Origin of the sequence: Alcaligenes sp. YSL9 (assembly GCF_030515105.1) — a bacterium.
GTDB classification, from domain to species: Bacteria; Pseudomonadota; Gammaproteobacteria; order Burkholderiales; family Burkholderiaceae_B; genus Alcaligenes; species Alcaligenes phenolicus.
The window spans coordinates 884,328-904,984 of the sequence record NZ_JALXJU010000001.1; the positions used below are offsets into that span (position 1 = coordinate 884,328).

A 20,657-nucleotide genomic window follows, 5' to 3' on the forward strand; every position below is an offset into this window, starting at 1 on the left:
AGTCCTGTTAAATACGCGCAGAGCTTCGGCAGTAATCCAGCGCCAGCGAACGGGTTTCGCTATCAAGCTCCAAGACCCCGTCCAGAGCATCCAAGGCCTGGCTGGCACGGCCATTGAGCTTGTCCAGGCAATGCTCGATCACAGCCGGAATCTGAGTATAGCCAATCTGCCGTTCCAGGAAGCGGTCTACGGCGATTTCATTGGCGGCGTTCAAGGTCACGCAGGCGGCCTGACTGCTGCGCAAGGCATCATAGGCCAGTCGCAGACAGGGGAAACGCAGAAAATCAGGCTGCTCAAAATCCAGACGTCCCATTGTGGCCAGATCCAGCAAGCCTACGCCGCTATACAAACGCTCCGGAAAGCCCAGACCGTAGGCAATCGCCGTACGCATGTCAGGCTGACCCAATTGCGCCATGACGGAACCGTCTATGTACTCGACCATGGAGTGAATCACGCTTTGCGGATGCACCACCACATCAATCTGGTCAACAGGCACTGAAAACAGCCAATGCGCCTCGATGACTTCCAGACCTTTATTCAGCATGGTGGCCGAGTCCACCGAAATTTTGCGGCCCATGCTCCAGTTAGGATGCGCGCAGGCCTGCTCGGGGGTGACTCCCTCCAGCTCGGACAGGTGGCGCGAGCGGAAAGGTCCGCCGGAAGCGGTTACCAAAAGACGGCGCAGAGCCGCAACTGGCTGACCAGGTTCCGGCGGCAGCTCACCCGCCAGGCATTGGTAGATGGCGCTGTGCTCAGAGTCAATGGGCATCAACTGCGCCCCGCCCTCTTGCACGGCTTGCATGAAGATACGACCCGCAGCAACCAGCGCTTCTTTATTAGCCAGCAGCACACGCTTGCCGGCACGTGCAGCGGCCAGGGCCGAGGGCAAACCTGCGGCGCCGATAATCGCGGCCATGACGGTAGTGACTTGCGGATCGGCAGCCGTGTCGGCCAGCGCCTGAGCACCTACCCGAATCTCCGGCAAGGCACCGCCCTGCCACGCGGCCAGAAAGCGGCTACGCGCGGCTTCATCCGGCACGAGGACAACACGGGCTGCGCTGTCACGAGCTTGCTCGGCCAACAGCTCCATACGAGTGTGGCCGCTCACGGCATAAACCGCCATCCGATCGGGATGACGAGCAATCACATCCAGTGTGCTGATACCAATAGAGCCAGTGGCTCCTAACACACAAACATGCTGGAAACTCATGAGTTCTTCCTTGACGCAAACACTTTGAATCCACGCAGGACTAAAAGAGCCACGCCCCACTTAGCAACAAGGCCACGGGAGCAACCGGCAGCAAGGCGTCGATACGGTCGTACACCCCACCATGGCCGGGCAATAATTGACTGGAATCTTTAACAGCGGCACGGCGCTTGAGCAGGGACTCAAACAAATCACCCACGATAGAGAGGGCCGCCAGAGCAACACCCAAAGCAGCCGTGGCCACCCAGCCCCAGCGCTGCAGCACGTCGGCGCCGAAACTGCCGGCCCAATTTGCGCTGATCAACATCCATGCAGCAGCGGCAACCATACCACCGAGCGCTCCAGCCCAGGTCTTGCCCGGACTGACACGCGGGGCCAGCTTGGCTTTACCGAAGGCACGTCCAGCGAAGTAAGCTGCGATGTCTGCCACCCAGATCAGGACCAGCAAGGAGAGCACGTAAACAATGCCCTGTGTATGCAGAAACAGATACAGGCTGGCCCAGGCGACCAAAGGGGCGAGCACACCCATCACGCTGAGCAAGACGCCTTGTGCACGCTGTGTGGCCTGACCTTGCAGTACCAGCCCGGTAGCGCCTACGACCCACAAGGCCGCCATCAGGGGCACCAGACCACGGTAGACCAAATCAGCCGCCTGCCCTTGCGGGCCGGTGTGATACCAGTGCACGCTTAGCCACAGCATCAAGGCACCGTTGAGCAAGGCCAGGGGCCAGGCCCAACGCTGCTGCTCCTGGGACAGGCTCAGGCGCTCCCATTCCCAGCAAGCCAGCGTACTCATCAGAACAAAAATAGCCAGCAATGGCCAGCGCACGGGGGCAAGCATGGCCGCGCCCAGAATGACCAGCAGGATCAGGGCGGTGATGACTCGTTGTTTCAACATAGATAAGGCTCCGTCAAGGCGCGGGGCTACCCTGCACCTGGGCACTGGTGCGCCCAAAGCGCCGCTCGCGCCCACGATACCACTCGAAGGCCTGCTCCAGCTGCGCCCGGTCAAAATCCGGCCAGTACGCGTCTGTAAAGTACAGTTCGGTATAGGCCATCTGCCAGATCAGAAAATTGGAAATGCGGCGCTCTCCGCCCGTGCGGATGAACAGATCCGGTTCGGGGGCGTAAGACATCGCCAAATAGGGACTGAACATGGCCTCATCCAGTTGTTCGGGATGATCGACCAAATGGGGATTGGCAGCCAAGGCCTTTCGGGTTGCCTGCAAAATATCCCAACGACCACCGTAATTGGCGGCAATCGTCAAATGCAAGGTGTCGTTATCACGCGTTTGTTCTTCTGCGTCGGCAATCAGCCCGCGCAATTCTTCGCTAAATGCGGATAGCTCACCAATAATATGAAGTCGGACGCCGTTTTTTTTCAGTGTTGCCACTTCTTTTTGCAGCATCTTGACGAACAGCCCCATCAACAGAGACACCTCTTCAGGAGGGCGTCGCCAGTTCTCGGAGCTGAACGCAAACAGGGTCAAATAACGCACGCCGAGCTCGCCACAGGCCTCGACAATACGCCGGACGGTTTGCACACCACGCAAGTGCCCTGCCGTGCGTGGCAAAAGACGACGGGTTGCCCATCGTCCATTGCCGTCCATGACAATCGCCAGGTGGCCAGGAACCTGACCGTGTTCCGGAATAGTTTGGGTAGAACTGAAAGAAATCACCTAGCCACCTGTGCAAAAGCCGTTAGACCGTCATGATCTCGGCTTCTTTCTGGGCGATCAGCTTGTCGACTTCAGCCACATACTTGTCGGTCAGCTTCTGGATTTCGTCCTGGGCGCGACGCTCGTCGTCCTCGGAGATTTCCTTGTCCTTGACTTGCTTTTTGAGCGTGTCATTGGCGTCACGACGCAGGTTGCGAATGGCGACCTTGGCATCTTCGCCTTCGCCACGCACCACTTTGGCCAGATCGCGACGGCGCTCTTCGGTCAGCGCAGGCATGGGCACACGAATGCTCTCGCCCATCGAGATGGGGTTCAGACCCAGCTCGTTATCACGAATGGCTTTTTCAATCGGGCCAGCCATATGCTTTTCCCACACTTGCACGTTCAGCGTGCGAGCATCCACCACCGTGATGTTGCCCACCTGGCTGACCGGCACCATGGAGCCGTAGTACTCAACCTGAATGTGATCGAGCAAGCCTGCAGTAGCACGGCCAGTGCGAATTTTGGCCAGGCCTGTCTTGAGAGACTCGAGGGACTTACCCATCCGGCTGTCGGTCGATGCTTTAATCTCGGAAAGACTCATGGACTAAATTCCTATAACTTTAAACGTGAACCAGGGTGCCTTCATCTTCACCAGAGACCGCGCGCGTCAAGGCGCCGGGCTTGTTGATGGAGAACACTTTGATCGGCAGTTTCTGATCGCGACACAAGGCAAAGGCGGTCGCGTCCATCACTTCCAGACGGCGTACGATAGCCTCATCAAAGCTGATACGCGAGTAACGCGTCGCACCTGGATCTTTATTGGGATCGGCACTGTAGATGCCGTCGACTTTGGTCGCTTTCAGTACGATTTCCGCACCCACTTCGGCGCCGCGCAAGGCTGCTGCCGTATCGGTAGTAAAGAACGGGTTGCCCGTACCGGCTGCAAAAATAACAACTTTGTTTTCTTCCAGGTAACGCAGTGCCTTGGGACGAATGTAAGGCTCTACGACCTGCTCAATATTCAGGGCAGATTGCACACGGGCATCCAGGCCGCGGTGCTTCAAGGCATCTTGCAAGGCCAGCGCATTCATGACGGTAGCCATCATGCCCATGTAGTCGGCTGTCGCACGATCCATGCCCTGGGCACCTGGAGCGATGCCGCGAAAGATATTGCCCCCGCCAATCACGATAGCCAGCTGTACCCCCAACTGGGCAACCTGGGCGATCTCCTCCGTCATGCGAATGATTGTGCTGCGATTAATACCGAACGAGTCCTCGCCCATCAGCGCTTCGCCGGAGAGCTTCAACAGAACACGTTTGTAATGAGGGGTAGTCATGGGTGGGATTCCAAGTGACGAAGACAGAAGAGAGTGTAAAGCAGCAGGGCAGGCACCGCCACTACGGTGCCTGCCCTGAAAAAACAAGCTAGATTAGGCTTGGCCGGCAGCAGCAGCTACCTCAGCGGCGAAATCTTCAACACGCTTCTCAATGCCTTCACCCACAACGTACAGGGTAAAGCCAGCGATCGATGCTTTTTTCTCGTCCAGCATTTGCTGCACGCTTTGCTTGTCGTTCTTGACGAAAGGCTGGCTCAGCAGAGTCACTTCTTTCAGGAACTTGGCAACAGCGCCGTCAACCATTTTGGTGACGATGTCAGCAGGTTTGCCGGATTCAGCGGCTTTCTGAGCAGCCACGGAGCGCTCGGCTTCGATCTCGGCAGCGTCAACACCCGAAGCGTCCATTGCTTTAGGACGAGTCGCGGCGATGTGCATGGCCAGGTCTTTACCCACTTCTTCGTCGCCACCGGCGAAATCAACCAATACGCCGATCTTGCCACCGTGAACGTAGCTGGCCAGTTGGCCGGCTGTTTCGTAGCGCTGGAAGCGACGGATCGAGATATTTTCACCAATTTTGCCAACCAGAGCAGCGCGCACGGTCTCGACATTGCTGTCGGCCAGTGGCAGTTCAGCCAAAGCGGCCAGATCTGCCGGGTTGTTCTTGGCGACCAGTTGGGCGACGTCGTTGATAAAGCCGATGAAGTCATCGTTCTTGGCAACAAAGTCGGTTTCGCAGTTAACTTCAACTACGGAGCCGGTCTTGGCATCGTCAGCGATGTAAACAGAAACCAGGCCTTCAGCGGTAACGCGGGTAGCTGCTTTGCTAGCCTTGCTGCCCAGCTTCACGCGCAAGATTTCTTCAGCACGTGCCATATCGCCGTCGGCTTCGGTCAGTGCTTTTTTGCATTCCATCATGGGCGCGTCGGTTTTCTCGCGCAATTCTTTAACCATCGATGCGGTGATTTGAGCCACGGTTTTCTCCAATTCTGTAGAACATGCCCCGGCAAGCCGGGGCGATACGAAGGGTCACTGTAGCTGTCTGCCATGACAACTGATGGTGTCTGGCAGACAGCGGTGAGCCTGTTACTCCTGGGTGTCAGCCTGAACTTCGACGAACTCTTCGTCAGCGGCGATTTCTTCAACCAGACCATTCAGGTTCTGTTCGCGGCCAGCCAGCACGGCGTCAGCCATGCCACGGGCGTACAGAGCGATAGCCTTGGCCGAGTCATCGTTACCAGGGATCACGTAATCCAGACCTTCTGGCGAGTGGTTGGTATCAACCACGGCCACCACGGGGATACCCAGAGTGCGGGCTTCAGCCACGGCAATCTTGTGGTAGCCAACGTCGATCACGAACAGGGCGTCAGGCAGGTTGTTCATGTCCTTGATACCGCCGATGGCCTTGTTCAGCTTTTCCAGTTCGCGTTCGAACATCAAGGCTTCTTTCTTGCTCATGGTTTCCAGACGGCCTTCAGCCATCTGAGCTTCCATTTCCTTCAGACGCTTGATGGAAGTCTTGACCGTTTTGAAGTTGGTCATCATGCCACCCAACCAGCGGCTGTCGACGTAAGGCATGCCGCAACGTTCGGCCTCAGCAGCCACCAGTTCGCGAGCAGCGCGCTTGGTGCCTACAAACAGCACGTTGCCACCACGGGCAGCCAGTTGACGCACGAATTTGGTTGCTTCTTCGTACTGAACAACCGTTTTTTCCAGGTTGATGATGTGGATGTTGTTACGCTGGCCGAAGATGAACGGAGCCATCTTGGGGTTCCAGTAACGGGTTTGGTGGCCAAAGTGCACACCAGCTTCCAGCATTTCACGCATTAAAGACATAAAGTTCTCCAAGGGTTTGGTCTTGTAACTGCCCGGTATCCGGTAAGGGCCGCAGCCTGTGCTGCATTCCAGACACCCCGAGACGGACAGTCACGCGATTTACAACTTAAAACATAAAAACGTTGCCCAACATGAGCGAACGCCTGCACTGCAACGGACTCACGCCTGCAGGCAGACAAGATATCTGCCATCCGGGCCCGAGCCTGAAACTTTTCTGGCTACCGCCTGCATACAGGGTACTGTTCGCAGGTGTATCCTAGAGGATTGCTTGGTCAGCATCACCTGAACAAGAACCGGGCTGCTGCCCTGTTGCTTTCGCAACGCTTGTCATCGTGCTGACCCTGTATGTGTTGTGAATTCTGCTTGTTTTTGCTGGCTGGCCATGGCCCGAGGCTTCTTCCAATCTTGGGACACGATTTCCTGATACCTGGCTTGGCTCGTCCAGCCTGAAAATTCAAGCGGCCCAAGAAAAGCCGGTCAAATCAGGAAAGCCCAGATTTGGCGCGGTGTTCCGCGACACGTGATCGCCCCAAACGGGACGGCACGTAACTGCAAAATTCACAAAAGCCTATAATTCTACTATTTTTCAATAGACCTGTTCAAGTTGCTATGAGTATTCTCGTCACAGACCCCACTGATCTCGAAAAAATGCGCGCTGCTTGCCAGACCGCGGCATCCATCCTTGATTACCTGACTCCCTTTGTCAAAGCAGGTGTCACGACCGGCGAACTGGATCGCCTGTGCATGGAGCGCATCAATGAACTGGGGGTCAAATCTGCCACCGTAGGCTACGCGCCTCCTGGCTACCCACCCTTTCCAGGCTCTATTTGTACCTCCGTCAACCACGTTATCTGTCACGGCATCCCCGGCGATAAAGTGTTGAAAAATGGCGACATTCTGAATATGGACGTCACCATTATTCAAGACGGCTGGTTTGGCGACACCAGCCGTATGTACTACGTGGGCGAGCCCAGCATCCTGGCCCGCCGCCTGACTGAAACCACCTACGAATGCATGTGGCTGGGTATTGATCAAGTCAAACCCGGCGCCACCCTGGGTGATGTCGGCCACGCCATTCAGCAACACGCTGAAAAACAAGGTTTTTCCGTTGTGCGCGAATACTGCGGCCATGGTGTGGGCCAGAAGTTTCACCAGGATCCGCAAGTGCTGCACTACGGCAAACCCGGCACCGGCGTAAAACTGGAACCCGGCATGATTTTCACCATCGAGCCCATGATCAACGCCGGTCGTCGCGAACTGCGCACGCTGGCTGACCAATGGACCGTGGTGACCCGCGACCACAGCCTGTCGGCCCAATGGGAGCACGCGGTGCTGGTAACCGATACCGGCTACGAAGTGCTGACCGTCTCGCCCGGCATGCCTGCCCCTCCAGCCATCATCAACAAGGCCTGAACCATGTCTTTCCTGGCCCAGCTTCGCGACAGAATTGCTTGCCGCCGGGCTAGGGCCTACGAGCGCTTCAGGCAAGACCTGCATTGCGATCGCCTGCTCAAAAGCCTGTGCCAGATTTGCGACCAAGGTCTGCGTGAACTTCTGGTCCGTTACCCCCTGCCCCGCCAAGCCAGCCTGGCGGCCTTGGGGGGGTATGGTCGCGGGGAGCTGTATCCGCATTCGGATGTGGACTTGCTGATCCTGTTGCAGCGCGAGCCCAATGCAGAGGATATAGACCGGATTCAGGCACTGGTCGCCGCCTTGTGGGATATAGGTCTGGCTCCCAGCCATAATGTGGCCACGCCCGCCCAATGCCTGGAACAAGCCAGCCAGGACATCACCACCGAAACCGCCTTGCTGGAAAGCCGCTGGCTGGCGGGTTCCCGATTGCTGCTACGCCACGCCCAACAGCAACTGCAAAGCCAGATGGACCCGCAGGCTTTCTTCCTGGCCAAACAGGCCGAACAGCAGCAGCGTCATGCGCATCTGCAAGACACCCCCTACTCCCTGGAACCCAATTGCAAAGAGTCTCCTGGCGCCTTGCGCGACCTGCAGGTGCTGCTCTGGATGGCACGGGCAGCCGGTTTGGGACGCAGCTGGGTGGATGTCGCGCAATCCGAACTACTGACGGAATCCGAGCTGAAAGCTCTGCAACGCGTGGAAGAAGCCTTCAAGCGTCTGCGTATTGAGCTTCATCTACTGACCGGCCGCGCCGAAGACAGACTGCTGTTTGACCTGCAACCACGTCTGGCTGACATTTACGGTTTTCAACCCACGGCCACCCGACGCGCCAGTGAACTGCTGATGCAGCGTTACTACTGGGCCGCCAAGATTGTCAGCCAGCTCAATCTGATCCTGATGCGCAGCATCGAGGAGCACCTGTTCCCGCAAACCGATCAGGAACCGCTGATTCTGGACAGCCACTTCCAGATTCATCATGGACAGCTGGAACTGCGTCAGCCTGATGGCTTCGAGCAAGACCCCTCTTTGATTTTTGTGGCCATGCTGCATTTGCAGCAACAGCCCAATCTGCGTGGTCTGAAAGCCGATACCTTGCGAGCCCTCTGGCACGCCCGCCGCCTGATCGATGCCAAGTTCCGGGCCGAGCCCCGGAATCGACGTCTGTTTCTGGAAATCCTGCAGCAGAACAAAGGCATCGTGCATACCTTGCGGCTGATGAATCTGCTGAACCTGCTGCCGCGCTATTTGCCGGTATTTCGACGCGTCGTCGGACAAATGCAGCACGACCTGTTCCACGCCTACACCGTGGACGAGCACACGCTAAAGGTTATACGCAACCTACGCCGCTTCACCATGGCCGAACACAGCGAAGAGCTGTCCATGGCCAATCAGCTGATGAGCGGTTTTGATCGCCACTGGCTGCTGTATATCGCCGCCCTCTTTCACGACATTGCCAAAGGACGTGGCGGCAATCACTCCGAGCTGGGTGCGCAGGACGCCTTGGCATTTTGCCAGGATCACGGCTTGATGCCGGTGGACGCAGAGCTGGTGGTGTTTTTGGTGCGCGAGCACCTGACCATGTCGCAAGTGGCTCAGAAACGCGATTTGAGCGACCCGAATGTCATTTTCCAGTTCCTGCAAACCGTAGGTACGGAACGCCGCCTGACTGCCCTGTACCTGCTGACTGTCGCCGACATTCGGGCCACCAGCCCAACGGTATGGAACTCCTGGAAAGGCAAGCTGCTGGAAGACCTGTACAAGCTGTCACTGGCAGCTTTAGGACGGCAGGCCAAGGATGGCGTGTCCGTACTGGATCAACGCAAGCGTGACGCCGCTGGCGAAATTCGTCTGGCTGGTCTACTGGATGAAGCCCGCGAGGACTTCTGGCAATGGCTGGACAAGCCCTATTTCCTGCGCCACGACGCTAGCGAAATCGCCTGGCATACCATCCAGCTCTACCACCAGTCCCACAGCCTGACACCCATCGTACGCATACGCCCTGCCGGCCAAACCGACGCCCTGCAGGTGCTGGTCTACACCCAGGACGCCAGCGGCCTGTTCTTACGTATCTGCCGCTACTTTGATAGCCAGGCCGTCAGCATTCAGGACGCTCGCATTTACACGACTCGCCACGGCTGGGCGCTGGACAGTTTCATCGTCATGCTGCCCGCCTACGACCACGCCCTGCGGCGCGACCCTTTGCTGATCGAAACCGAGTTATGCCAGGCACTCCAGCAAGACCTGCTCCCTAGCGAGCCTCCGCACGACCACTACCGCGACATCCGCTCCCGCCGGGCTCGAGTCTTTCCCATTCAGCCCACCGTGGATCTGCGTCAGGAAGAGCAAGGGCAGGACTGGATTTTGACACTAAGTGCTACAGACCGGCGCGGTTTGTTGTACAGTCTCGCCCAAGTATTCGAGCACCACGACGTGCGACTGCGCTCGGCCAAAGTCATGACCCTGGGCGATCGCGTGGAAGACGTCTTCATCCTGAGCGGTGCCGCACTGGAACAGAACCGTAATCAATTGCGCCTGGAGCGCGATGTACGTTTAGCCCTCTCTCAACAAGCCACCCCGTCTTAATGGAACTCTCCTCTGTCTTTGCTGATGTCAGCCGCAGCTTCCTGTTTGCGTTGGCAACACTCTTGCCCATGCTGAACCCGCCTGCGGCCGCTCCCATCTTTCTGACCCTCACCGAAGGCGCCAGCGTGCCTGATCGCGCTCGGCTGGCCAAGAAAGTTGCCATCAATATTTTCATCATGCTGGCCATTGCCATGGTCGCGGGCAATATCGTGCTGAATTTCTTTGGCATTTCCCTGCCCATCATCCGAATTGGCGGGGGCCTGCTGGTGATTGCCACAGCCTGGCGCCTGATCAACGCCTCGGACTTTGACGCTGCCCATGCGCAGAACATGGCCGAGTCCTACTCCTGGGAACAGATCCGCTCCAAAGCCTTCTACCCCCTGACCTTTCCCATGCTCTGCGGCCCCGGCTCCTTGTCTGCGGCACTGACGGTAGGGGCGACCTTGCATGACAACTCGGTCACCGGCACCATGAGCAAGCTGGCTGGCGCGCTGCCTGCTATTGCTGCGGCCAGTTTTATCGTGTTTCTGGCCTTACGTTTTGCATCGCAATTCCTGTACAAACTGGGTAAAAATGGCACGGCTGTCGTGATGCGCCTGTCCGCCTTTATTCTCTTATGCCTGGGCGTGCAGATTACCTGGGCCGGTTTCCATGAACTTTTCCTGGGTTTGCTGCACGAAGCATCTACCTTTCATTCTTTAAGTTCCTCTTGATACCATGGCCGCATCCTCCCGCCAGTCCGCTGCACCCTACTATCTGATCGCCCTGCTCGCCTTTTCCGGCGTAGGCATTGCACTGCTTTCCCAGCATGTATTCAGCATCCCGCCTTGCGCCTGGTGCGTCCTGCAACGCCTGATTTTCATTGTGTTGGGCGTGTTCAGCCTGGTTGCTGGTGTCTTGCGCCAACTGGGGCATCAGCGCAGTTCTACTGTCGCCAGCTTGCTGGGTCTGGCTACCTCTGTAGGTGGCATTCTGGCTGCCTGGTACCAGGTATCGGTCGCGCAGCACCTGTTCAGCTGCGACCAGACCTTCGCTGATCGCTTCATTACCCAGTCCGGCCTGGAAAGCGGCTTGCCTTGGCTATTTGGTATTTATGCCTCCTGCATGGATGCACGCCAACCTTTGCTGGGGATTGAATACGCTTACTGGAGCCTGGCGCTATTTGTGATCCTGGGCCTGGGTTTGTTGCTGACGCTGTTCAAGCGACGAGGGGCCTAAGCGCCTGGACAGCCACTACAGCCATAAAGCCCTGCCTTCCAGCAGGGCTTTTTTGTTCCACCCTGCTCAATCAGGCATCAAACCCAAATCGGTATAAACAGCGTCACGAACGTGATCCGGAAATGCACCAAACAGGCCCTCTGGAGCGGTATTGGTCATGCTGACAATGATGAGGTCCTGCTGTCGATCAAACATCCACTTCTGCCCGAATGCACCGACCCATTGCAAGCTTCCAGCAGACATCGGCATGGTCCGCTCAGGCAGCTGTCGTGAAATGGCGGCCCCGTAGGTATAGCCCCAATTTGGCCACATGCATTTGGCAGAATATGGCACATGATCGGTAAACAGCGCTTCGCAATACGGCTTGGAAAGCAAACTTCCATTTCGCAAAGCCAGAAGTATGCGCATCAAATCTGCCCCGGACCCAAGCATGGATGCCCCCGCATAGATCGGCCTGGAGCGCTGTGACAGGCTCTGCTCATCAAACCGCAGCACGCCGATACCCAGATCCAACGCACCATCCACCCGCGTCAAGCAAGCCTCATGATTTCGATATGGCACAGCCATCTGAAAATCATCGCGCTTGTAAAAGGAACAATGTCTCAAGCCCAAGGGACGACTAATGCTGTCCTCCAGTAACTCCGACAAGCCCCGTCCCGAAGCAATTTGCAAAGCCTGCCCCACTACATCCACTCCCAAGGAGTAACGCCAGCCTGTACCCGGTGCAAAACGTAGTGGTACGGAGCAAATACGTCGAAAATTCTCTTGCCAGCTCAGTTCTGGATCATCCAGCCCATCACTGACCTGAGCCTGAGCGTAGGCACTCTCCTCACCATCAATAAAACGATAACTAAGCCCCGATGTGTGAGTCAGCAATTGATGAATGGAAATAGGCGGGCAAATAGAATTAAAACTGGGGCCGAAATGGGGAAGATAGCGCGTGATTCTATCTTTCAAAGAAAGCAGTCCCCGCTCAATCAAACGCAAGGCCAGCCAGGAACTGATTGTCTTGCTCAAGGACCCCAAACTGAAGACCGTATCTTCATGCATGGCTTGGGCCCGCTCCTTATTCGCCCAGCCACCACTAAAACGAAATATCAGTTCACCTTGGTAAGCGACCAGTACTACGGCACCCATCACCCGGTTTTGCTCCAGGGCCTGCTCCAGCAAATGATGCAAGGCAGGAAAGTCGATACCAGATTGAATACTGACAGGAATCTGCTCTGTGGGATCAGGATCAGTTAATACCTGATCAGATTCCATATCTTTGCTTGGGTTTTTCATCTTTGATTCCAGATAGAATGCGCACCAAGGCGCATGATTTATCGAAAGAAACAAAGAAAAATATAAGCTGATTATTAAATAATATGAAATTAATCCGTAGATTATAAAATCATCAAAAATTAAAAAATAATAGGTTTAATTTATATAAGAGACTAATAATTAAAGCCTGAAAATAAAATATCCAAAACCACCCTGCAATCATAAATTCAAAAAAAACCCGCTATAAAAGCGGGTTTTTCCAATCGGGCACAAGATCAAGCTATCAGTCCGTTACGTCAGGCACTTCACGACCATTCTTGCGGCCTTCTGCCAACAGATTCAGATAAGCCTCGTCCACATCCCCCGTAACGTACTCGCCGCTAAAGCAGGAGGACTCAAAGCCGGCAAAGCGTGGGTTCAAGTCACGCAGGGATTGTTCCAGATCGTGCAGGTCCTGATAAACCAGACCGTCCACACCAATTTCCTTGGCAACCTGATCCACATCACGACCTGTGGCGATCAGCTCGGAAACCGTAGGCATGTCGATGCCGTACACGTTCGGAAAGCGGACCGGTGGTGCTGCCGAAGCAAAGAACACCTTGTTTGCACCCGCGGCACGGGCCATATCCACAATCTGGCGGCTCGTTGTGCCACGCACGATAGAGTCATCCACCAGCAGCACGTTCTTGCCACGGAATTCCATGGGAATAGCACTCAGTTTCTGACGCACCGACTTCTTGCGCACTTCCTGACCGGGCATGATAAAGGTGCGGCCCACGTAGCGGTTCTTGATGAAGCCTTCGCGGTAGTTCAGGTTCAAGTGTGCTGCCAACTGCATGGCCGAAGGACGGGCCGAGTCAGGGATAGGCATGACCACATCGATATCGGCCAGACGCAGGTTCTTGGCGACGTTCTCGGCCAAGTACTCACCCATTAGCAAACGGGCGTCGTAAACCGACACACCATCAACGGTGGAATCGGGGCGGGCGAAGTACACGTACTCAAAGACACAGGGATTCAGGCGCGGGTTCTCGGCGCACTGGCGGCTGCTGAGATTACCGTCCAGATCCACAATGATGGCCTCGCCGGGCTCAACGTCGCGGACCAGCTCGAAGCCGCAACCGGTCAAGGCAACGGACTCGGAAGCAATCATCCATTCTTCACCCTTGGGCGTCACATTACGACCCAGGCACAAAGGACGAATCCCGTTCGGATCACGGAAAGCTACCAGACCAAAATTGGCGATTTGCGAGACTACCGCATAAGCCCCACGCGCACGGCGGTGCACAGCAGCGACGGCTTCAAACACTTCGTCCTGAGTCAACTCAGGACCCGTGGCAGCGCGTTGCAGCTCGTGGGCATACACATTCAGCAGAACCTCGGAATCCGAGTTGGTGTTGATGTGGCGACGATCAATGGTGAACAGTTCTTCACGCAGCTCACGCCAATTGGTCAGATTGCCGTTGTGCACAAAGCTCAGACCAAAGGGGGCGTTGACGTAAAACGGCTGCGCCTCCTCCACGCTCTGGCTGGAGCCTGCCGTGGGGTAACGCACGTGGCCAATACCGCTATTGCCCGGCAAGGAGCGCATGTTACGGGTACGGAATACGTCCCGCACCAGGCCAAATGCCTTGTGCATGCTGAAGAACTGGTCGTGCCAGGTCGCCAGCCCCGCAGCATCCTGCCCGCGGTGCTGCAGCAAGAGCAAACTGTCATAGATCAACTGATTTACAGGGCTGCGCGCAACAACCCCTACAACTCCACACATGATTGGTTCCCGTTAGTGTGTTCTCAATAAGGCAGCCATTCTGCCAGAGACGGCGGCAGCATGGCCTTAATCGACTGCACCGCGCGGATCGCAGGCTCGGCCAGCTTGGCCTGCTCCCACCACGGTTCCTTAGGTAAATCGGTATGCCCGGCCAGGATGACCAGAATCAGCACCAGCAGCACCCCGCGAGCCAGCCCGAACAGGCCGCCCAAGCCATGATCGGCGGGCGTCAAACCCGTTTGCTCGATCAAGCTGGCCAACAGCATGTTCAACAGGCCCACCAGTAGCAAGACCATAAAAAAAACGGCTCCGTAGGCCAAAGCCGTACGTAATAAGCCGTTTTCTACCCAGACTTGTATCCAGCCTGATGTGCGTGGCCCCCACCAGATTGCGGCCATGAAGGCCAGCAAATAGGCGCTGAGCGAAAGAACTTCCTTGATCAATCCGCGTATCAGGCCCAGAAGGCCTGACACACCCACAATTCCAAGGACGATATAGTCGAAGCTGCTCACTTAGCCGAGATAAAACTGTTCTCGTAACCGAGCGAGCGCAAGCGGGCCTGGGCTGCCTGTGCCGCTTCACGAGTGGGGAATGGGCCCACACGCAAACGATAGGTTGGCTTGCCACCGCTTTGTGCCGTCTCTACATAGGCATTGGTCACACCGGCCGATACCAGCTGATCACGACGCGACTGGGCATCGTTCTGGTTGGAATAGGCGACAATCTGCAAAATGAAGTTGCCTTGTTGCGTAGCCGGTTTAGCGGCAGCAGCAGGGGCTGGTTTACTCGGGACACGGCCTTCCAGCAGGGCCAGCGCGTAGGAGCCGTCATCGGTACGGCCATTTTGTGCAGGCGCTGGGCTTGGCTTGGGTTTTTCGACTGGCTTGGGCTTCTCAACCGGCTTGGGCGTCTCTGGACGTGTGGTCACAGGCGGCGGCGCAGCGGGAGTGCTAGGTGTCGTGACAGGAGCAGGATCGGTTTCCAGACCGGGATTGACCACGGCCAGACCACCGTCAGTACTGGTGGAAGGATCAGTGACCAGCGGCTCGTCAGGTTGTTCGATGACAGGAGCAGGCGTGCCTTCTTGCACCACCAGCTCGCCGGGACGAGTCTGCACTGTGCCCTGCCCCGTTGTCTGACCGATGGGACCCAGGGCCAAAGACTGCTCGGGCTCAGGTGGGGTCTTGTCGGCGGTCAGCATGGGCACCAGCACGACGACGGCCAGAACCAGAGCCAGCGCACCGATCAGACGGCGGCGAGCCCGTCCACGCAGTTCCGATAATTGTGAATCGCTGGAAGCACTGCCGCGGCGACCCGACGATGAGGAAGTATCGTTACGTGAAAATAAACCCATGAGCCCTAGACCTATGAAATAAGCAGTCTTACTGATATTCAGGAAGATGAACGGTCGTTTGCGGCTTCAAGTATTGGTCCTACTGTCGCAAACGAGCCAAACACGACAATTCTATCATTGTCACTGGCCTCTTTTAACGCCGCCTCGTAAGCGAGCTGAGGACTGTTGTAACTGGATACGACCGCTGACGCTTTACTGACCGAAGCGCGGGCAACCGGCCGAACACCTGGGCGATGCGAGCCGGATTCGGCCTCGGGCGCCAACACATCATCAGGCGTCTGACCACTGGCCAGAACCGCGCGTACATGATTGGCCAATTCTTCACCCGACATGCTGCGTGGACCTTCCAGACTGGCACACATCCAGTGGTCGATACGGGTAGCCATACGGGCGATCACGCCGTCCACATCCTTGTCCTTGTACATACCCACGACGGCAATCGTCTTGGGGTAAGGCGGCATATTGTCCAGGTTCTGCGCCAAGGCAGCCGCCGCATGGGGATTGTGGGCCACGTCAAAAATCACACAAGGCTGGCCAGGTTGAATCTGGAAGCGGCCCGGCATGTGAGCACGCAGCAAGCCGGCACGTACAGCTTGCGCAGGCACAGCCAAACGTGGGTGCAGCGACTCCAGCGCAGCTAATGCCGCAGAAGCATTCAGCAGCTGATTCGCTCCACGCAAGGCCGGGTAAGCCAGGGCAGCGCGGCGCTGATTGCGGCCACCGTAAGCCCATTGCTGACGGTCGCCGGAATAGTTGAAATCTTTGCCAAACAGCCACAATTGGGCACCAATTTCCTGGGCGTAATCCAGCATGGTCTGTGGCGGCACGGGATCGGCACAGATCGCAGGACGATCGGCACGGAAAATATGGGCTTTCTCCCAGGCCACCTGTTCACGGGTATTGCCCAGGTACTCAGCATGGTCGATATCAATGCTGGTAATGATGGAACAGTCCGCATCAATGATGTTGACGGCATCGAGGCGACCACCCAGGCCCACTTCCAGCACCGCGACATCAACACGCTGCTCCTGGAACAGCAACAAGGCAGCCAGCGTGGAAAATTCAAAATAAGTCAGCGTCAGATCGCCACGAGCTTCGTTGATACGGGCAAATTGCGCCGTGATCTGCGCATCTTCGGCCATCTCGCCATTCAAGCGAATGCGTTCGTTATAGCGCACCAGATGCGGAGAGGCGTACACGCCTACCTTGTACGCGGCGGCCAGCAAAATCGCTTCCAGCATGGCGCAGGTCGAGCCTTTGCCGTTGGTGCCCCCCACCGTAATGACGACAGAATCCAGTTTGATGTTCAGACGTTGGGCAACCTCGCGAATCCGGCCCAGGCCCAGATCAATGGCCGAAGGATGCAAAGTTTCCAGATAGGACAGCCAGTCACTCAGCGAGGAGTCGGCTTTCAGAACAGGATGAGTCATGGACAACACCAATTACAAAATAAAAACGGCAGGCGCTGATGATAGCACCTGCCGTGATCCAATACGCCTTAACTATCAAGCGAATACTGGTATTACTTGCGACGCGTTGGAGGCAAGTCCGTGCACGTCCCTTCTGCGACGGCAGCAGCCTTGCTGACCGACTCGCACAAGGTGGGGTGTGGGTGGATGGATTTAGCCAGATCGACCGGGTCCACACCCATTTCGATAGCCAGAACCAGTTCACCAATCAGCTCGCCCGCATTGGTACCGACGATACCGCCACCCACGATACGGTGGGTTTCAGCATCGAACAGAACCTTGGTAAAGCCTTCATCACGGTTGTTCGCAATCGCGCGACCAGATGCAGCCCAGGGGAACACGCCCTTCTCGACCTTGATACCGTCTTTCTTGGCCTGATCTTCTGTCAGACCCACCCAGGCGATTTCCGGATCGGTGTAAGCCACCGAAGGAATCACGCGGGCATCAAAGAAAGACTTCTCGCCAGCGATGACTTCAGCAGCCACGTGCGCTTCGTGCTCGGCCTTATGTGCCAGCATGGGCTGACCCACGATGTCGCCAATCGCATAGATGTGCGGCACGTTGGTACGCTGCTGCTTGTCAACCGGGATGAAGCCACGATCTGTCACCTGCACACCGGCCTTCTCGGCACCGATCTTCTTGCCATTGGGCGAACGGCCCACGGCTTGCAGAACCAGGTCGTAACGCTGCGGCTCGGCCGGAGCATTCTTGCCTTCGAAAGTCACCCAGATGCCATCTTCGCGCGCTTCGGCGGCCACAGTGCTGGTTTCCAGCATCATGTAATCAAAGCGGTGCTTGTTCATCTTCTCCCACACCTTGACCACGTCGCGATCTGCGCCCGGCATCAGGCCGGTCTGCATTTCCACCACGTCCAGGCGTGCACCCAGAGCCGAGTACACCGTACCCATTTCCAGACCGATGATGCCACCACCCACGATCAGCATGCGCTTGGGCACAGACTTCAGTTCCAGCGCGCCGGTGGAGTCCACCACGCGTGGATCGTCAGGCAGGAATGGCAGTTTTACCGACTGGCTACCGGCCGCAATAATGGCCGAGCCGAACTTGATCACTTTCTTGGTGCCGTCGTTGGCGGTCACTTCGATGTGGTTGGGGTCCAGGAATTGGCCGTTACCGACCACAACCTGCACCTTGCGGCCCTTGGCCATACCAGCCAGGCCACCGGTCAACTTGCCGATCACCTTGTTCTTGTAATCGCGCAGCGCGTCGATATCGATTTGCGCTTCACCGAACTTGATGCCGTGTGTTGCCAGGGACTTGGCTTCCTCGTAGACCGCTACGGTATGCAGCAAGGCCTTGGACGGAATACAACCCACGTTCAAACACACGCCACCCAAGGTGCTGTAGCGCTCGACCAGAGCCACTTTCAGGCCCAGGTCAGCCGCACGGAAGGCCGCGTTGTAACCGCCTGGGCCCGCGCCCAGAACGACCACATCCACGGAATCATCCGCGCCGCCCTGATGGCTGGCCGCCTGCGGAGCAGGTGCCGCAGCCGGAGCGGCAGCGGCCGGAGCCGCCGCTGCTTTAGGCGCTTCTTCTTGTTTAGCGGGTGCTGCAGCGGGAGCGGCTTGGCTCTCCGACGCTTCAATCTTGGCAATGGCCGAACCCTGGGAGACTTTGTCACCCACTTTGACCAGCAACTCCTTGATCACCCCTGCCTGAGCGGCAGGGATTTCCATGGAGGCCTTGTCGGACTCCACGGTGATCAGGCTTTGCTCGACCTCGACCGTATCGCCGACTTGCACCAGCACTTCGATGACATCTACTTCACCGGAGTCGCCGATATCCGGGACCGTCAGATCAATCAGACTCATGACAACTCCTTACAGTGCGATGCGACGGAAGTCGGCCAGCATCGTTGCCAGGAAGGCATTGAAACGGGCGGCGGCGGCACCATCGATAACGCGGTGGTCGTAGGACAGGGACAGAGGCAGCATCAGACGTGGCTCGAATTCCTTGCCATTCCAGACTGGCTGCATGGAGGAACGCGACAGACCCAGAATGGCCACTTCTGGCGCATTGATAATGGGTGTGAAGTCCGTACCGCCAATACCGCCCAGCGAGGAAATGGTGAAGCAACCGCCTTGCATCTGAGCGGCACTCAGCTTGCCATCACGGGCAGCGGCAGCCAGTTCGCCCGTTTCGCGAGCGATGTCCAGAATGCCTTTCTTGTCGGCATCACGGATAACCGGCACAACCAGACCGTTAGGCGTGTCAGCTGCAAAACCAATGTGGTAGTACTGCTTGAGCACCAGATTGTCGCCGTCCAGCGAAGCGTTGAACTCGGGGAATTTCTTCAGGGCAGCCACGGCAGCCTTGATGACGAAAGCCAGCATGGTGACGCGAGCGCCGGACTTCTTGTATTCCTCGTTCAGCTCTTTACGCAGGGCTTCCAGAGAGGTGATGTCAGCCACATCGTTATTGGTGACATGAGGAATCATGACCCAGTTGCGATGCAGGTTGGCACCCGAAATCTTCTTGATGCGCGACAGAGCCTGAGTTTCGACTGGGCCAAACTTGGCAAAATCGACCTTGGGCCAGGCCAACACATCCAGACCACCCACTTGAGCAGCGGTACCGGCAGCAATAACCGGAGCAGCGCCGCCCGCCATGACCTGCTTCACAAAGCCACGCACGTCGTCAGCCGTAATACGGCCTTTATCGCCCGAGCCATGAACCTTGGTCAGATCCACACCCAGCTCGCGAGCGAACTTGCGTACGCTAGGCGAGGCATGCGGCAGATTGCGCAAGGAGCCTTCGGTTTCCGCAAAAGCGGCAGTGGGCGAAACACGCTCTGGAGCCGGCGCACCAGCACCGACCACCACCGAGGAGCTGGCAGCAGGAGCGGCCGCTGCTGCAGGAGCAGGTTCGGCTTTAGGGGCGGGAGCGGCCTCGGCCTTGGCGGGTGCAGGGGCTGCAGCAGCTCCTTGCACTGTCAGTTCCAGAATGTCACTACCCTGGCTGACCTTGTCACCCAGTTTCACTTTGATGGCCGTCACCACACCGGCGTGGGAAGACGGCACTTCCATGGAAGCCTTGTCCGATTCCACGGTGATCAGGCTTTGGTCCACTTCGATGGTGTCACCCACTTGCACCATGATTTCGATAACGTCCACATCGCGGGCGTCGCCAATGTCAGGCACTTGGACGGTAACTTGCTGTTCACCACCGGCCGGGGCTGCCGCGGCGGCGGCAGGAGCCGCTGCGGGCGCAGCTTCAGCTTTAGGAGCGGGAGCAGCTTCGGCCTTGGCAGGCTCAGCGGCAGGCGCGGCCTGCGCGCCTTCGGCGGCTTCCAGTTCCAGAACCAGACTGCCTTCCTTAACCTTGTCGCCCAGCTTGACCTTGATCGACTTGACCACGCCAGCATCGGACGAGGGGATTTCCATGGAGGCCTTGTCGGACTCCACAGTAATCAGACTTTGCTCGACCTCAATGGTCTCGCCTTCCTTGACCAGGATTTCGATCACTTCGACAGCGTCGTCAGCACCGATATCCGGGATTTTGACTTGAATGATATTGCTCATGGTTCAGTC

Annotated in this window: 18 protein-coding genes; 4 read left to right on the plus strand and 14 right to left on the minus strand. The window is 57.1% G+C overall.

Going from position 1 to position 20,657, the window contains the following annotated elements; genetic code table 11:
- Positions 1 to 7: 7 nt before the first annotated feature.
- The 7 genes from M2Q46_RS04130 to rpsB all read right to left on the minus strand — a co-directional run bounded on the left by M2Q46_RS04130 (position 8) and on the right by rpsB (position 6,038).
- The gene (locus M2Q46_RS04130) at positions 8 to 1,210 is read right to left on the minus strand and encodes a 1-deoxy-D-xylulose-5-phosphate reductoisomerase (protein WP_302356827.1); all 1,203 of its coding nucleotides are present in this window, start codon (positions 1,208 to 1,210) and stop codon (positions 8 to 10) included.
- 40 nt (positions 1,211 to 1,250) lie between these two features.
- Entirely contained in the window at positions 1,251 to 2,105 is an 855-nt protein-coding gene (locus M2Q46_RS04135) for a phosphatidate cytidylyltransferase (RefSeq protein WP_035271728.1), read from the minus strand.
- Positions 2,106 to 2,118: 13 nt separating this feature from the next.
- Positions 2,119 to 2,883 (minus strand): polyprenyl diphosphate synthase, encoded by a 765-nt coding sequence (uppS, locus tag M2Q46_RS04140; protein ID WP_035271876.1) that lies wholly within the window; start codon positions 2,881 to 2,883, stop codon positions 2,119 to 2,121.
- Between the two features lie 25 nt (positions 2,884 to 2,908).
- Positions 2,909 to 3,469 (minus strand): ribosome recycling factor, encoded by a 561-nt coding sequence (frr, locus tag M2Q46_RS04145; protein WP_009457015.1) that lies wholly within the window; start codon positions 3,467 to 3,469, stop codon positions 2,909 to 2,911.
- Positions 3,470 to 3,488: 19 nt separating this feature from the next.
- On the minus strand, positions 3,489 to 4,205 hold the full coding sequence (gene pyrH / locus M2Q46_RS04150) for a UMP kinase (RefSeq protein ID WP_003799741.1): 717 nt from the start codon (positions 4,203 to 4,205) through the stop codon (positions 3,489 to 3,491).
- A 93-nt stretch (positions 4,206 to 4,298) separates the two neighbouring features.
- The gene (tsf, locus tag M2Q46_RS04155; RefSeq protein WP_009457016.1) at positions 4,299 to 5,177 is read right to left on the minus strand and encodes a translation elongation factor Ts; all 879 of its coding nucleotides are present in this window, start codon (positions 5,175 to 5,177) and stop codon (positions 4,299 to 4,301) included.
- A gap of 111 nt (positions 5,178 to 5,288) precedes the next feature.
- Entirely contained in the window at positions 5,289 to 6,038 is a 750-nt protein-coding gene (gene rpsB / locus M2Q46_RS04160; RefSeq protein ID WP_021446553.1) for a 30S ribosomal protein S2, read from the minus strand.
- Between the two features lie 609 nt (positions 6,039 to 6,647).
- Here rpsB and map point away from each other — a divergent pair.
- From map to M2Q46_RS04180, 4 genes are read left to right on the plus strand one after another with little or no spacing between them, the layout of a single operon-like run.
- Positions 6,648 to 7,451 (plus strand): type I methionyl aminopeptidase, encoded by an 804-nt coding sequence (gene map, locus M2Q46_RS04165; RefSeq protein ID WP_009457018.1) that lies wholly within the window; start codon positions 6,648 to 6,650, stop codon positions 7,449 to 7,451.
- 3 nt (positions 7,452 to 7,454) lie between these two features.
- A complete protein-coding gene (locus tag M2Q46_RS04170; RefSeq protein WP_251196540.1) occupies positions 7,455 to 10,034 on the plus strand; it encodes a [protein-PII] uridylyltransferase in 2,580 nt (859 codons plus the stop codon).
- Entirely contained in the window at positions 10,034 to 10,747 is a 714-nt protein-coding gene (locus M2Q46_RS04175; RefSeq protein ID WP_035271732.1) for a MarC family protein, read from the plus strand. Before M2Q46_RS04170 ends, M2Q46_RS04175 begins: the two co-directional genes overlap by 1 nt.
- Before the next feature lie 4 nt (positions 10,748 to 10,751).
- Positions 10,752 to 11,252 (plus strand): disulfide bond formation protein B, encoded by a 501-nt coding sequence (locus M2Q46_RS04180; RefSeq protein ID WP_021446550.1) that lies wholly within the window; start codon positions 10,752 to 10,754, stop codon positions 11,250 to 11,252.
- A gap of 66 nt (positions 11,253 to 11,318) precedes the next feature.
- On the opposite strand, the gene M2Q46_RS04185 is transcribed toward M2Q46_RS04180, so the two are convergent.
- The 7 genes from M2Q46_RS04185 to aceF form a co-directional block, all read right to left on the minus strand.
- The gene (locus tag M2Q46_RS04185) at positions 11,319 to 12,536 is read right to left on the minus strand and encodes a serine hydrolase (RefSeq protein WP_302356828.1); all 1,218 of its coding nucleotides are present in this window, start codon (positions 12,534 to 12,536) and stop codon (positions 11,319 to 11,321) included.
- A gap of 262 nt (positions 12,537 to 12,798) precedes the next feature.
- Positions 12,799 to 14,283, minus strand: coding sequence for an amidophosphoribosyltransferase (purF, locus tag M2Q46_RS04190; RefSeq protein WP_009457026.1), 1,485 nt, complete (start codon positions 14,281 to 14,283; stop codon positions 12,799 to 12,801).
- A 23-nt stretch (positions 14,284 to 14,306) separates the two neighbouring features.
- Positions 14,307 to 14,795 carry a CvpA family protein gene (locus tag M2Q46_RS04195; protein ID WP_009457028.1) on the minus strand — a complete coding sequence of 163 codons (489 nt, stop codon included), beginning with the start codon at positions 14,793 to 14,795 and terminating at the stop codon, positions 14,307 to 14,309.
- Positions 14,792 to 15,637: an SPOR domain-containing protein gene (locus M2Q46_RS04200; protein WP_035271734.1), complete on the minus strand. Its 846-nt coding sequence runs from the start codon at positions 15,635 to 15,637 to the stop codon at positions 14,792 to 14,794. The genes M2Q46_RS04195 and M2Q46_RS04200 overlap by 4 nt, the downstream gene beginning before the upstream one ends.
- Positions 15,638 to 15,675: 38 nt before the next feature.
- Positions 15,676 to 17,067: a bifunctional tetrahydrofolate synthase/dihydrofolate synthase gene (gene folC / locus M2Q46_RS04205; RefSeq protein ID WP_088450091.1), complete on the minus strand. Its 1,392-nt coding sequence runs from the start codon at positions 17,065 to 17,067 to the stop codon at positions 15,676 to 15,678.
- Between the two features lie 92 nt (positions 17,068 to 17,159).
- Positions 17,160 to 18,938 (minus strand): dihydrolipoyl dehydrogenase, encoded by a 1,779-nt coding sequence (gene lpdA, locus M2Q46_RS04210; protein WP_251196538.1) that lies wholly within the window; start codon positions 18,936 to 18,938, stop codon positions 17,160 to 17,162.
- 9 nt (positions 18,939 to 18,947) lie between these two features.
- Positions 18,948 to 20,648, minus strand: a complete 1,701-nt coding sequence (gene aceF / locus M2Q46_RS04215; protein WP_115633737.1) for a dihydrolipoyllysine-residue acetyltransferase — start codon at positions 20,646 to 20,648, stop codon at positions 18,948 to 18,950.
- Positions 20,649 to 20,657: the final 9 nt, after the last annotated feature.